Origin of the sequence: Sulfitobacter sp. SBS6 (genome assembly GCF_048285585.1) — a bacterium.
GTDB classification, from domain to species: domain Bacteria; phylum Pseudomonadota; class Alphaproteobacteria; order Rhodobacterales; family Rhodobacteraceae; genus Sulfitobacter; species Sulfitobacter pontiacus.
On the sequence record NZ_JBLWBA010000002.1, the window covers coordinates 115,166 to 128,867 of the forward strand.

General features: G+C 61.8%; 12 protein-coding genes. 4 read left to right on the forward strand and 8 right to left on the reverse strand.

Translation table 11 applies throughout. The annotated features are described in order from the left end of the window. Nucleotides 1–6 precede the first annotated feature (6 nt). Both ACNQ62_RS00665 and ACNQ62_RS00670 read right to left on the reverse strand, forming a co-directional pair. Nucleotides 7–1,662 carry an FAD-binding dehydrogenase gene (locus ACNQ62_RS00665; protein ID WP_418093941.1) on the reverse strand — a complete coding sequence of 552 codons (1,656 nt, stop codon included), beginning with the start codon at nt 1,660–1,662 and terminating at the stop codon, nt 7–9. Nucleotides 1,663–1,672: 10 nt separating this feature from the next. Next, entirely contained in the window at nt 1,673–2,539 is an 867-nt protein-coding gene (locus tag ACNQ62_RS00670; RefSeq protein WP_168592940.1) for a bile acid:sodium symporter family protein, read from the reverse strand. A gap of 201 nt (nt 2,540–2,740) precedes the next feature. Between ACNQ62_RS00670 and ACNQ62_RS00675 the strand changes: the two genes are divergently transcribed. Together ACNQ62_RS00675 and ACNQ62_RS00680 are read left to right on the forward strand one after the other, a co-directional pair. Then, nucleotides 2,741–4,291 (forward strand): AMP-binding protein, encoded by a 1,551-nt coding sequence (locus tag ACNQ62_RS00675; RefSeq protein WP_254693873.1) that lies wholly within the window; start codon nt 2,741–2,743, stop codon nt 4,289–4,291. Between the two features lie 123 nt (nt 4,292–4,414). Beyond that, on the forward strand, nt 4,415–5,062 hold the full coding sequence (locus ACNQ62_RS00680; protein WP_288960228.1) for an NAD(P)H-dependent oxidoreductase: 648 nt from the start codon (nt 4,415–4,417) through the stop codon (nt 5,060–5,062). Between the two features lie 116 nt (nt 5,063–5,178). Here the strand turns inward: ACNQ62_RS00680 and ACNQ62_RS00685 are convergent, their stop codons facing one another. From ACNQ62_RS00685 to ACNQ62_RS00710, 6 genes are all read right to left on the reverse strand, one after another. Next, the gene (locus tag ACNQ62_RS00685; protein WP_418093942.1) at nt 5,179–8,259 is read right to left on the reverse strand and encodes an efflux RND transporter permease subunit; all 3,081 of its coding nucleotides are present in this window, start codon (nt 8,257–8,259) and stop codon (nt 5,179–5,181) included. Continuing rightward, nucleotides 8,256–9,386, reverse strand: a complete 1,131-nt coding sequence (locus tag ACNQ62_RS00690; RefSeq protein WP_418093943.1) for an efflux RND transporter periplasmic adaptor subunit — start codon at nt 9,384–9,386, stop codon at nt 8,256–8,258. Before ACNQ62_RS00690 ends, ACNQ62_RS00685 begins: the two co-directional genes overlap by 4 nt. Nucleotides 9,387–9,496: 110 nt before the next feature. Further along, the gene (locus tag ACNQ62_RS00695; RefSeq protein ID WP_278376424.1) at nt 9,497–10,402 is read right to left on the reverse strand and encodes a cation transporter; all 906 of its coding nucleotides are present in this window, start codon (nt 10,400–10,402) and stop codon (nt 9,497–9,499) included. Next, nucleotides 10,399–10,836 carry an enoyl-CoA hydratase gene (locus ACNQ62_RS00700; protein WP_418093944.1) on the reverse strand — a complete coding sequence of 146 codons (438 nt, stop codon included), beginning with the start codon at nt 10,834–10,836 and terminating at the stop codon, nt 10,399–10,401. The genes ACNQ62_RS00695 and ACNQ62_RS00700 overlap by 4 nt, the downstream gene beginning before the upstream one ends. A 104-nt stretch (nt 10,837–10,940) precedes the next feature. Further along, nucleotides 10,941–11,717 carry an enoyl-CoA hydratase-related protein gene (locus ACNQ62_RS00705; protein WP_418093945.1) on the reverse strand — a complete coding sequence of 259 codons (777 nt, stop codon included), beginning with the start codon at nt 11,715–11,717 and terminating at the stop codon, nt 10,941–10,943. A gap of 109 nt (nt 11,718–11,826) precedes the next feature. Beyond that, entirely contained in the window at nt 11,827–12,705 is an 879-nt protein-coding gene (locus ACNQ62_RS00710) for a glycosyltransferase family 2 protein (protein WP_418093946.1), read from the reverse strand. A gap of 23 nt (nt 12,706–12,728) precedes the next feature. Between ACNQ62_RS00710 and ACNQ62_RS00715 the strand changes: the two genes are divergently transcribed. Beyond that, entirely contained in the window at nt 12,729–12,797 is a 69-nt protein-coding gene (locus tag ACNQ62_RS00715) for a hypothetical protein (RefSeq protein ID WP_418093963.1), read from the forward strand. A gap of 78 nt (nt 12,798–12,875) precedes the next feature. Further along, a complete protein-coding gene (locus ACNQ62_RS00720) occupies nt 12,876–13,625 on the forward strand; it encodes a helix-turn-helix transcriptional regulator (protein ID WP_037941385.1) in 750 nt (249 codons plus the stop codon). Nucleotides 13,626–13,702: the final 77 nt, after the last annotated feature.

Genomic DNA, 13,702 nt, shown 5'->3' on the forward strand with positions numbered 1-13,702 from the left:
TGCGGGTCAGGCGATCGTATCCGCCCGCCCCGCCTGCCGCCCCGAAAAGATGCAGCCGCCCAGAAACGTTCCCTCAAGCGCGTTATACCCGTGATACCCACCGCCGCCAAAACCGGCGACCTCGCCCGCCGCGAACAGCCCCGGGATCGGCGTGCCAGAGGCATCCAGCATCTGGCTGTCAAGATTGGTCTGCAACCCGCCCAGAGTTTTGCGCGTGATGATGTTCAGCTTGACCCCGATCAACGGGCCGTTTTCAGGGTCGAGGATCTTGTGCAGTTTCGCCGTGCGTTGCAGCTTGTCGCCGCGATAGTTCCGCGCCGCATGGATCGCCATGATCTGCGCGTCTTTGGTGAAGTTGTTATCGACCTGACTGTCGCGAGCCCTGATCTCGGCTTCGACCTTGTCAAGCGACAACAGATCATTCCCCTCCATCCCATTCATCTTGGCGATGAGCTCGGGCAATGTTTGGGCGACGACAAAATTCTCGCCATGCTCCTTGAAGGCCTCGACGGCGGGGGTCGCGGCCTTGTTCAGGATACGCTGCTGCAAGACTTTGACCCAGCTTTTGTCGGCGAAATCGGGGTTCTGCTCTGACCCCGACAGGGCAAATTCCTTTTTCACGATCTTCTGCGTCGTGATGAACCACGAATAATCAAAGCCCGTATCAAGGATCATCTTCAAAGACCCCAGACTATCGAACCCCGGCAGCGACGGCGCGGGAAAGCGGTTGCCCTTTGCATCGAACCACATCGACGACGGGCCGGGCAGGATACGGATACCGTGGTTGGGCCAGATCGGATCCCAGTTCTTCACGCCCTCGGTATAGTGCCACATGCGGTCATTGTTGATCAGCTGGCCGCCCGCCGCCTCGCTGATGGCGATCATGCGGCCATCGACGTGGGCGGGCACGCCGGCGATCATCTCTTTCGGGGCGGGCCCAAGACGTGCCGTCGGCCATGACTTGCGCACCAGCTCGAAATCTCCGCCGATCCCGCCAGAGGTAACAACGACAGAGGGCGCGCGCAGTTCGAAATCGCCCACGATATCACGGTTGGTCTTTTGCCCGCGCGATGCCCCGTCCGTCGCCAGCACCTCGCCCGAGACACCGACCGCGGCACCGTTTTCCATGATGATATGCGAACAGCGATGGCGGAATTTCAGCGTGATGCGACCGGCCTGTTCGTGTTCCCGCACGCGGCGTTCGAATGGTTCCATTGTTCCGGGCCCAACACCCCAGGTCAGGTGGAAGCGCGGCACCGAATTGCCGTGACCCGACCCAAAGCTGCCGCCGCGTTCGGCCCATCCCACGACGGGAAACCACCGCATTCCCATATCGTACAGCCAGCTGCGCATCGGGCCTGCGGCGAAATCAACATAGGCCTCGGCCCATTTGCGCGGCCATGCGTCTTCGGGCCGGTCGAACTGCGCCGATCCCATCCAGTCTTGCAGCGCAAGTTCACGGCTGTCCTTGATGCCCATCCGGCGCTGTTCGGGGCTGTCGATCAGCATCAGCCCGCCAAGGGACCAGAAGGCCTGCCCGCCCAGAAAGGCTTCGGGTTCCTGATCGATGAGGGTGACCTGTTTACCACGATCAGCCAGTTCGGCTGCGGCGACCAGTCCGGCCAGACCGCCGCCCACGATAATAACGTCAGAGGTGTTCATGCAAAGCTCCTTACGCTGTGCCGATGCGGCGGTATTTCAAAACGACGGGCAGGATGATCAGATACATCAGGATACCGTAAACAGCCGACGGCAGCGCATAGGCGGTGAACCCGCCCTCGCCGCCGACAATGATCGCGGCGACGGCGATCCCCAGGGTGCTGTTTTGCACCCCCGTCTCGACCGAGATGGTCTTGGCCTCGGTCACCGACCGGCCAAGCAGCCGCGGCACGACAAAGCCGATGGTGGTCAGCGCGGCCAGCAAGACCAGCAGCGCGGGCCCGATCACCACGATATTTTCCACAAACAGCGCCCAATTCGCCGCCAGCGCCGCCAGCACGATCACCGCAAACAGGATCGTCGCCACCGCGCTCAGCTTAGGCTCGGCCCGGGTCATCGCGGCAGGGGCTATCGCCCGCGCGCCCAAGCCAAGCGTGACCGGCACCACCGTCAGGGCAAACATGGTGACAGCGGTTTTGGTGATGTCGATCTCGGGCGCGGCATCGCCCATGAAATATCCCATCGACAGGCCCAAAATCAGCGGCACGGTCACAACACTGGCAAGGCTGATCACCGCCGTCAGCGACACGGACAGCGCCACATCACCTTTCGCCAGCTTCGAGATCACATTGCTGGTCACCCCACCGGGGCAGGCCGCCAAGATCATGAAGCCCACGGCCATTTCCGCGCGGATGCCAAAGGCCAGCACGCAGATAAAGGTCACGAGCGGCAGCAGGATGCTTTGGTTCAGCGCCCCGATGAAAAACGCGAGCGGCCGTTGCCCGACACGGGCGAAATCCGCAGGTGTCAGCCCGACACCCAAGGTAAACATGATAAACGCCAAGCCAAGCGGCAAGACGACCGAAATCAATACATCCACGATTATCCCTCCCAAGACATCTGTGAAAAACAGAATATATTTCCGGTATAGCCGTCAAGTGCCGATTCACCTAAGAGAAATCCGCTCTGCCGTAACGTCGCGCACGGGCCCCCGATGGACCCTTCCCCAAAGTAAGGTTACCTTAGCGTAAGGGAACGAAACAACCTGCGCGCCCGAAGGTGGCGGGCGGGTATTGGCACGATGGGAGTACATTTAATGTCGGATACGGTGATTGCGGATTTTGATCGCAAGCTTGCACGAGAGGCGTTTGAACAGCGCGCGGCGCAGGGCGCTGCGGCACTGACGCGTCTGGGGGCGGGGGCTGATGTGCCTGTGGCGCTGATCATGCGCAACGATCTGACCCAGCTCGAGGTTATGCGCGCTGCGGCCATGGCCGGCACGGTCATCGTGGCGCAGAACTGGCACGCTGCGGCAGAAGAGGCCGGCGCCATTTGTGACGACAGCGGCGCACAGTTCGTGATCATCCACCGTGACCTGATCGACGCTCTGCGCCCCGCCCTTGAGGGGCGCACGGTCATCGCGGTCACCCCTGATACCGCGCTGCGTCAAGCCTATGGCATTGATGACGCCGCCGCGAAGACCGACCCCGAGACACCGGAATGGTCCGCGCTGGTAGATGCCGCCGACCCCATCACCCCGCGCGAGATGATGCGCCCGCTGATGCGCTATACCTCGGGCTCGACCGGCAAGCCGAAGGGCGTGCGGCGTTTGGGGGGCGGGCCCAAGCGTGACTTTGAAGAGGTGCTTTCGCGCGTAGGCACCGAGATGTTGCAGCTCAAACCCGGCTCGCGGTTCTTTACGGCAGCGCCCATCTATCACTCGGCGCCATCAACGCTGACCTCTGCCGCGCTGGTCACCCCGGGCGTGTCGACCTTTGTCGCGCCCAAGTTCGACCCCGAAAGCTTCCTCGCCACGATCGAGGCTCAGCGCATTACCCATATCTATCTGGTCCCCACCATGATGAGCCGGATGCTAAAGCTCCCCCAAGAGGTGAAGGCGAAATATGACCTGTCCTCGGTGGAATTCTGCGTCTCGACGGGGTCACCCTGGCCACATGACCTGAAAGTAGCGATGATCGACTGGTGGGGGCCGGTGTTCTGGGAAAGCTACGGCGCGACAGAGATCGGGTTCATGACGATGGTATCCTCGGCAGATGCTTTGGCACGGCCCGGCACCGCAGGGCGGATGCAGATGGGCGGCACGCTGATGATCCTTGACCCCGATGGGAACGAGCTGCCCGCCGGTCAGGTGGGCGAGATCTATGCCCGCATGGATGCCTTCGGCGGGTTCGACTATTCCAACGATCCCGAAAGCCGCGCCTCGGCTGAAAAGCACGGGCATTTCTCTGTCGGGGATCTGGGATCGGTGGATGAGGACGGGTTCCTGTTCATCACGGATCGCAAGAAAGACATGATCATCTCGGGCGGGGCCAATATCTTTCCCGCCGAAATCGAGGCGGTGCTGATGCGCGCGCCCTTCATCCGTGATGTCGCCGTCTTTGGCGCCCCTGACCCCGAATTCGGCGAACAGATCGTCGCGGCGGTTGAACTGGCCGACGGGCACAGCGCGGACAAACAGAAGGTGCTTGATTTCCTTGACGGCAAACTGGCCCGATTCAAAGCGCCTCGGATCGTCGATTTCCACGAGGCCCTGCCCCGCGAAGACAGCGGCAAGATCTTCAAACCCCGCCTGCGTGCGCCCTACTGGGACGGGGCGGGCCGGTCGATCTGACCCTGACCTGACGCCCTTACACCAACTAAGACCGGTGCGAATTGCGCCGGTCTCCTTGTGTTGGGGCGCGGGGATTCCTACATCGCGCCGGTACACACGCCGCCCCAAGGGGCCAAAAACAGGATGATCACGATGACCAGCACCCTACTAGAGCAGTTGAACTGGCGCTATGCGACCAAGAAGATGGACCCGTCCAAGAAAGTCCCTCAGGAAAAAGTCGACACCATCGTCGAAGCCATCCGCATGACCCCCACCTCAAGCGGCACCCAGCCCTTCGAGCTGCTGGTCGTGACCAACCCCGACAAGCTGGCGCAGATCCAAAAAGCCGCCAGCGACCAGACCCAGATCACCGAAGGGTCACATCTGCTGGTGTTCGCGGCGTGGGATAACTACACCAAAGACCGCATCGACGCGGTCACCGATCTGAATGTCGAAGCCCGTGGCGACCTGCCCTTGCTCAGCGCCTATTACGAGAACCTGAAAAACAACTACCTGCCCCGCGATGCCGAGGTAAACTACGCCCATGCCGCGCGTCAGGCCTATATCGCGCTTGGGGTGGCACTGGTTGCCGCCGCTGAACAAGAGGTCGACAGCACCCCGATGGAGGGTTTCGACCCAGCGAAGGTAGACGAGATTCTGGGCTTAAAAGAGCGCGGCCTGCGGTCGGTGATCCTGCTGCCTCTGGGCTATCGCGACGCGGAATCCGACTGGCTGGCCCCGATGAAAAAGGTACGCAAATCGGCGGAAACGCTGGTCACCCATATCGACTGATTGTTGCGGGGCGAAGGGGCAAACACCCGTCTCGCACCGCCAGAAGCATACCAACGCGGGGGCGGGTCTTTTTGACCGGCCCCGCGGTTTTTTTCCCCCCCCCCCCGCGGTTTTCGTCAGACCGCCGCCTCGCGGGTCAGACGTTTTGATGCCATCCCCGGCTCTGCCCCCCAGACCGCCACATAGCGGTAGAAGACCGGCGTGAGGAACAGGGTGAACACGGTAGCAAACCCAAGCCCGCCCACGATCACCCAGCCCACGGCGATGCGCGCTTCGGCCCCCGCGCCCGAGGTCAGGATCAACGGCAAGCCGCCAAAGACGGTCGATACCATCGTCATCATCACCGGACGGATCCGCAGACGCAGCGCGTCACGGATGGCGCTGTCGATATCCTGCCCCGCCTCGCGCAACTGGTTGGCAAATTCGACGATCAGAATACCGTTCTTCGCCATCACCCCGATCAGCATCACCAGCCCGATCTGACTGTAGTAGTTCAACGATCCACCGCTGAGCGAGATCGCGAAAAGCGCCGCCGCCAGACCAAAGGGCACGGTCAGCATGATCACGACAGCGCTGGCGATACTTTCGAACTGCGCGGCCAGCACAAGGAACACCACCACCAATGCGACGCCGAACACCATATACATCTCTGTCTGGCTGTCGCTCAGAGTCGCCGCCTCGCCGGTAAAGATGATCCCCATCCCGTCGGGCAGCACGCTGTCGGCAATCGCCGTCAGACGGGTCATCGCGACGCTAAGATCGATACCGTCGTTCAGGTTCGCCTGCGCCGACACCGTCAGTGACCCGCCCTGCCGTTCCAGCGTGGATTGGCTGACCACGGGCACCAGCTCTGCCGCCGCGGACAGGGGCACATAGGCACCGCCCGGCAACTGCAACTGGATGTTATCAAGATCAGACGGGTCATCGATCGGTGGGCCACCGGGCACGACATTCACATCCGTCTCGATCTCGTCCGCAAAGACGGTGACGGCGACCTTGCCTTGGGTCATTGCGCCGATGGTCTGGGTGATCTCGGCCTCTGTCAGGCCAAAGACGCTCGCCATTTCGGGATCAACGCGGACCTCGTATTGTGCCTGCACCGCGTCGTTGGAAAGTTGCGGGTTCAAAAACGCCTCATCCTGCGCCATCGCCGCGACCAAAGCCTCGGTTGCCGTGGTCATCGCCGCGATGTCCTTGCCTGTCACCGCGAACTGCAAGCCCTGCCCGCCGCCGCGGATATTGAGGCTGTTGGTTCCCCGCGCAGAGGCCTGAACGCCGGGCACCCGCGCCAGTTTGCCGCTGATCTCGGCGACCAGTGCGGATTGGCTGCGGTCACGATTGCTCCAGTCATCGAGCCGCACGATGATGAAGGCGCTGGTGCCACCGCCGACGCCAACGATGCTCTGAACCGAGGTAACCTCGCCGCTTTCCTGATAGGGGGTCAGGATCTCTTCGATCTGATCAACCTGGGTATCAAGGTAGTCGATCGTGGTATCGGACGCGCCGCGCGCCTGTACCAGAAAGAACCCGCGATCCTCGTCGGGCGTGATGGCAGAGGGCAAAGTGCCCGCCGCCCCCGCCGCCACGATCACAAAGGCCCCCGCCGCCCCCAGCACCACCAACGGCATGCGAATGGCCTTGTCCATCACCGTGTCAAACATCCGCCCGGCCCAGCCTTGCGGCTTTGCCGTTGCCTCAAGCGCGGATTTGCCCGGATCAAGAAAGGCCGCCAGAACCGGTGCCAGCGTCAGCGCGGTGATCGACGACAGCGTGACGGCAAAGGCCAGTACAAAGCCGAATTCGCTGAACACCCCGCCGGCCTGACCGGGCAGGAAAGAGATCGGGATAAACACCGCCGCCAGCGTCGCCGTGGTAGAGATGACGGCAAAGAACACCTCGTTCGTGCCCGCCGCAGCGGCAGCAAAGGCCCCCATCCCCTGTTTGCGTTTGCGCACGATATTCTCGATCACGACAATCGCGTCATCCACCACCATCCCCGTCGCCAGCACCAGCGCCAGCAGGCTGATGGTATTGACCGAAAACCCCGTCAGCCAGATCGCGGCGACTGTGCCCACCAGCGACACCGGAATGGTCACCGCCGGGATCATCACCGCACGGGGGGAGCGTAGAAAGGCAAAGATCACCACAACCACAATCCCCGTCGCCAAAGCGATGGATTTCATCACCTCGGTCAAGGATCCTCTGATGAATGTCCCGTCGTCAGAGGTCACGAACAGCCGAACGCCGTCAGGCAGCGCCGATTGCAGATCAGCCACCGCAACGGCAACATCTTCCGAGATCGACAGCGTGTTGCCCACGGATTGCCGCGTGATGTCCATGCCGACGGCGGTTTGCCCGTTCACGCGGGTCAGTACCGCGTCCTCTTCCGGCAGCAGCCGCACGAACGCCACGTCAGAAACGCGCGTATTCGCATCAATCGGGATCTGGCCCACGGTATCAACGGTGACATTCGCGTTGCCGACCCGCAGCGCCAAGGTTTGCGCATCTGAATCCAGCGATCCCAGCGGCGTGTCATCGCGCAGCGCTGCCAGCGCGTCTGAGACATCGAACAGGGTCATTCCCCGACTAAGCAACGCGGGCATATCCAGCGTCACGCGGAACTCGTTGGGTTGCTCGCCGCGCAGGGTGACCTCTGCAATGCCGTCGATGGTGGACAGCCGGTCATAGACCACACCCTCGGCCAGCTCGGTCAACGCATCAAGGCTCGCGTCGCCCATCAGCGCCAGCCGGATGATCGCATCCGCGTTGCTGTCGCTTTTGGTCACGGTCGGATCATCCTCGATATCGTCGGGCAGGTCGCGCAACGTGGACGAAACGATCTCGCGCGCTTCATTTGCCGCGACATCGACATCGGTGCCTTCGGACAGATCAATGGTGATCCGGCTCGACCCCGTGGTCGAGGTGGATTCCATATAGGATAACCCCTCAAGCGCGCTCAGCGCGTCCTCAAGCACCTGCGTCACCTCGCGGTCGACGGTTGCGGGCACGGCCCCCTCATAGGTGGTGCGCACGGATAGAACCGGCTGGTCAACGTCGGGCATTTCCCGCACGTCCACAGCCACAAGCGCCGCCAGACCTGCGATCAGGATCAGCAGGTTGATGACGATCCCGAAAATCGGCCGCGAGACGAATAGATCGGCGAGCCCGCCACTGGGCTTTGCAGGGGTATCGCTCATGACGGTGCCATTTCAGTCTCGGCACCGACCGCGGTGATTTTCGCCCCGTCCCGCAGCTTTTGCGCGCCTTCGGTCACAACCATCGCGCCATCGGCGATGTCGGCCTCGACCCAGACGAATTCGTTTTTACGGTAAAGGATCGTGATCGGCACCCGCACCGCCGTCCCACCGTCGTCCACCCAAACCGCAGCACCCATGCGCGACCACGTCACCGCGGTCGACGGCAAGACCGACAGCGGTTCGCTTTCATGCAGCAGGCGCACCGCAAAGGTCATGCCCGGCCAGAGGATGCGTTCCGCATTGTCGATCTTGGCCTTCACCGTGACCGAACGCGTGACCGCATCGATCCGGCTGTCGAACGAAAGGATCTCTCCGGTGATCGACCGACCGACAAAGGCAGAGGTAGAGACCAGCACCTCATGCGCCTGCCCCAGCATGCCAATAGCGCGTTCGGGCAGTTCGAATTCGACCACCAGCGTTTCGGTCTGGTCAATCGTTGCAATCACGTCATTCGCGCCAAGGATATCGCCGACCTCAACCTCGCTAAGCCCCAGACGCCCCGAAATGGGCGCGCGGATGGTACGGTCTTCCAGCGCGACTTCGGCCAGACCCACTTCGGCATCGGCCAGTTGCTGCGCCACGCGCGCCTCTGACTGTGCGACATCGGTAATGGTAGAGTTGCCACCGGCCCGCAGCCGGTCATAGCGGTCGACCGTATCGGTCGCCTGCTGCAAATTGGCGCGCGCGATTTCAAGGTTCAGCTCTTGGGTCCGCGCATCCAACCGCACAAGGACCTCGCCCTGTTCAACGTCGCGGTTCGCGGTCAGCCGGGTTTCGACCACTGTACCGGCGGTTTCAGTCACCACATCCGCACTGCGCAAAGAGGATGCTGTGCCGGTGGCGTATAAAGTCACCTCGTAGGGGCGTTGTTCCAGCGCGGTCGTCACCACCGACGTCGCCCCCCGTGCACGCCCGCCCCCAGGGGGGCCACCTGCAGGGCGCCCACCCGCCGCGGACTGAGGCTGCGCAGCCTCGCTTGTGGCATCCGTGCCGGGCAGGCCAAAGGTGATGGCATAAGCCCCGAACAAAAGCCCGACGGCCACCAGCAAACTCACAAATTTCCGCATTATTCCAACTATCCAGATCAGGTCATTAAGCCATTTAACGTGGGCCCTGAAAATTCCGTCGCTGAAAACGCGAATAAATGTAGAAAAAAATCCAACGGTCCCGGGGCAGCCTAGTTTTCGGGCTTCACGCTCAGGGTGACCACGCGCCAGGCGTCATCCTCGCCGACCAGCTCTTTCGCGCGCGTCGCATCGGGCAGCAATTCGTCGTCGTCACCGATCACCACGTGCAGATAGCGTCCGGCCTCGCGCAGCTTGACGACGGGCGCGCCGTCCATGCCTTTCTGAACACGATCCGCCAGATTTTGACGCTCGGCAGAGCCAAGCTTGCGCGGCGCACCGTCCAACAGCTCCGCGACCGAGATACGCAGATTGCGTCCACCGTCTTTCAAAACGTCCAACCCGATCAGCCCCGCAGCCACGGCATCGGCCCACCAGAACCCCATCGAGATACCGATGATGCCCAGAATACCCGCAACGCCGGTCTTCCAGTCTGCGGCGTTCATGTCGGCATCCGCATGCAACACCTTGTCCTGAATGTCGGGCGCAATAGCCAGCTTCTTGCGGCCCAAGATCACCGGCGGGATGATTGAATAGACCAATGCCGCCACCATCAACCAGCCCATCCAGACCTCGGTGCCAAACAATTCGATACTGCCGATGGTGGGATGTTCCTGCCGCACCAACGTGACCACTGCGTCATACACCAGATAACCGCCCATCAAGGTCAGCGCCGCCGCCGAGAGGGCAAAGGCCAGGGTGCCGATGCGGTGCAGGCCAAAGGGGTACTTCGGGCTTGGTGGCATCCGTTCAAGCCGCGCGGCGATCAGGAACAGGATCGGCGGCAACAGCGATAGCGTGTCTTCGATCCACGCCGCCTGCATCGCCTGACTTGATCCCATGACCATGAACATCACAAAAATGATCGTCACCAGCCAGAACAGCGTCCACCATTCCAGCCGACGCGCTTTCGCGATTTTGTCGGCGATCTCTTGCGGCAGCGGGGGGTAGCGGTTCATTCCTGCGCCTCCCGTGTCAGCGGACGCAGCGCCATATTGGACCGCATGAGAAACCGGTTCTCGCCGCGCCGCAACAGCAAGACCCGTTCGGGACGCTCTGCCCCGACGGTCACATATCCGATGGGGTTGGTCATGCCCATATGCTCTGTCAGCGGTGAATCTTTCGGTATCCCGCCCGCCAGCAGATGCAGATCACCCCCCTCAAGCGCGTCAAGCATCTGGTGCGGGTTCTCGCGATGCCATTCGATTTGCGCATCAAGTGCCGCGGCGATCAATGTCACCGCCTGCAGGTCTTGATCCGGCATCGGATCTTGCAACGCGCCGACCTTCAGCACGGCACCTTGCACGATCTCAGTGGTGTTTTCGGGGTCTTTCGGCAACTGGCAGGCAGCCAGAACGACCAAAAGAGCAGCGGCGATGAGGTGGCGGTACATGATCAAAACCCTTCAGGGCGACAACTGCACAGATCATGATTTCGTTCCCGCGGGGCCGACACCCGCAGGAACCAGAGGGGGTCACAGCCCCCTTCGACAACAGATCACCCGTTAAAGCGGGGTGCCCGTTTTTCGAGGAACGCGGCCACGCCCTCTTTGAAGTCGGGGGTATTTCCCGCTTCTTTCTGCCACTTGCGCTCGTTCGCCAGTGCGGTGTCAAAATCAGTGTCGGCAGCGCTCCACGCGGCTTTGCGGATCAAGGCAAGGCTGCGCACCGGCCCGTTTGCCAGCTTGGTCGCGATCTCAAGCGCGGTGGCGTCAACCGCGTCATTCTCGACCAGCCGCGTCACCAGCCCCCAGTCAAACGCCGTCGGCGCGGGAATTTTCTCGGCCAGCAGCATCATCTCCATCGCGCGCACGCGGCCCACGGCGCGTGTCAGCAACCACGTCGCCCCGCCATCGGGGATCAGCCCGATCCGCGCAAAGGCCTCAAGGAAATAGGCATCGCGACCAGCGACAATCACATCACAGGCCAGCGCAATCGACGCGCCCACACCCGCGACCGCCCCCTGCACGGCAGAAACCACCGGCACCGGCAGATCGCGAAGCGTCATCATCAACGGGTTATAGGCATTTTCAAGCGCGGCACCCGCGTCGAGCTCTTTGCCGCTTTCGATCGTCCCCTGCTTGAGGTTCGCCCCCGCCGAGAACGCGCGCGGCGACCCCGCCAAGACAATCGCCCGCGCTGTCTGTGCTTCGTGTTGCAGCAGGTCACGCAGCTCTAGCGCCATGGCAGAGGTCAGCGCGTTCATCGTCTCGGCATCATCAAGCCGCAGCACTGTCACCGGCCCGTGCCGTTCGACCCTGATCTTATCCGTCATCCTGCTCTCCTCCCACGCATTCTACGGTCTGTGTCGGGGTATCCCACCACGGGAACAGGGCATGGTAAAGGCGCCATCACCGGAACCCGTCGCGTCGAAGGCTCACTGATCAGGTATCGCCAAACGTCGCGGCGACCCACTTTGGCAAGGTCACCCGCTGCTCGAACACTGTCGATTTCGCCCGCAGCACGTTTTCTTTGGTGTCGCGCACCGGATCCGCGCTGATCGTGGCATAGGCGTGATCGCGCGCGACCTCCCATGTCTCGTCGTGAAATCCCGCCAATCGGGCATAAAACCGCGCCGCCGTCTGGTCCGCCTCTTTCCACGCGGCACCGGGCAAGCCGCGCCCCGGCATGTTCCCCACGTCGGTCCGATGCTGGTTTGCCGTCTCTAACGCGTCGATATTGGCGTATTTCAGGTGCATCAAGTAGACACCGCGCGGCAGGTCAAACACCGCCGTTTCAATGCGCTTGGGCCCGACCCATATGCCGTGGCGCCACAGGCCCGTGCCGCGTTTGGTCACCCATGCCTTGCTGTAGTGCCCCGAGAACACCGCCGTGCGCCGATGGCCAAGAGCCATTTGCCCCGCCGCGAGCACATCATCCTCCAAGGTCTCTGCCACATTGAGACCAAGCGCGAACATCGACTTTGCCGATGCCGTCTCTAACACCGCGTGCAGTGACGTATATAGTGCGGGATCATAGCAGATCAGCTCGTCCGCATCGGTGCGGATCACCCAGTCGAAAGACACGGCCAGCCCATCGGCAAAACTGTTCAGCACCTGCCCGCGTCGCCGGTCGAACCCTTCCAGCGTTTCGCGGGGCACGGTGATCACGGTCGCACGCGGGCAAAGGCTGGCGACCTTGGCGTCGGCCCCGTGGGCGACGATATAGAGGTTATCAAACCCCAGCATACGCCCGTAATGCGCGTACCACTGGGACAGCGCCCAGTAGTCTTTGTAAACCATTGTGATCGCGCAAATATTCATGGTGTCCTTTTACGCGCTTTGCGATTTTCCGAACAGGGTATTTTGTCACGCACCGGCCTGACGCCTCCAAATTCCCTTACGCAATAGGGTGAACGCCTTGTTCCAGCCATATTTTATGTTGCTTTTTGGCGACACCGTTGCCATTATGTTGCCTAGGCCGGGGGGCGAACATGTCATTGGAAAAGCTGATTGATTTGGCAGGTGCCGCGAAAGCGGGCACGGGCGATGTTGCGTTTTGGGACAGCTGCACCCAAACCTTCGCCGATCTGGGCGTCACCGGCATCGGCTATGGCATCATCCCTTACGCCAGTGACGCGACCGTGCGCGGGTTTACCCAAGCCGGTTTCTTTCGCCACACCTACCCCCAAGACTGGGTCACCGCGGTCGAGGAACAGGCGCTGGTGGATGACGACATCTCGGTCGAGTTGATCGCCAATGGCACGAAAGAGGTGCTGTGGAATGACGCCAGCCTGCTGGACCACGCGACCGAGCCGCAACAGATGCAATCCGAGCTTGAGAATGACATCGGGATGCAGTTCGGTGCGTCTTTCGCGCTGAACCGCACGCCTGCGGGTCAGGCCATCTCCGGCATCGGTCTTTGGGTGAGCGAGACACGCACCGACCGCGAATTCGATCTTTACTGGCAACAGCATCGCAGCGCATTACGACGTTTGTCCTTTGCGATGGATGAAGGCATCCGCCGCGATCACATGAGCGTGCTGGTCAACCTCACCCCGCGCGAGCGTGACTGCCTCAGCTATCTTGCCATCGGTCTGCGCCCGGCCGAGATCTGCTGGACCCTCAAGATCAGCGAAAAAACCTTCGAGAAACACATCAAGGGCGCGAAAGAAAAGCTGCGGGCCAGCACACGCGATCATGCGGTCGCCAAATCACTGGTTTTAGGGCTAATCCAACCGTAGATGGGGGTTTTCCCCCGCTTGATCTACCCTTGGGTTACTGGCAGGTAGAGCGCATAGAACGGCATCACGATTTTCTC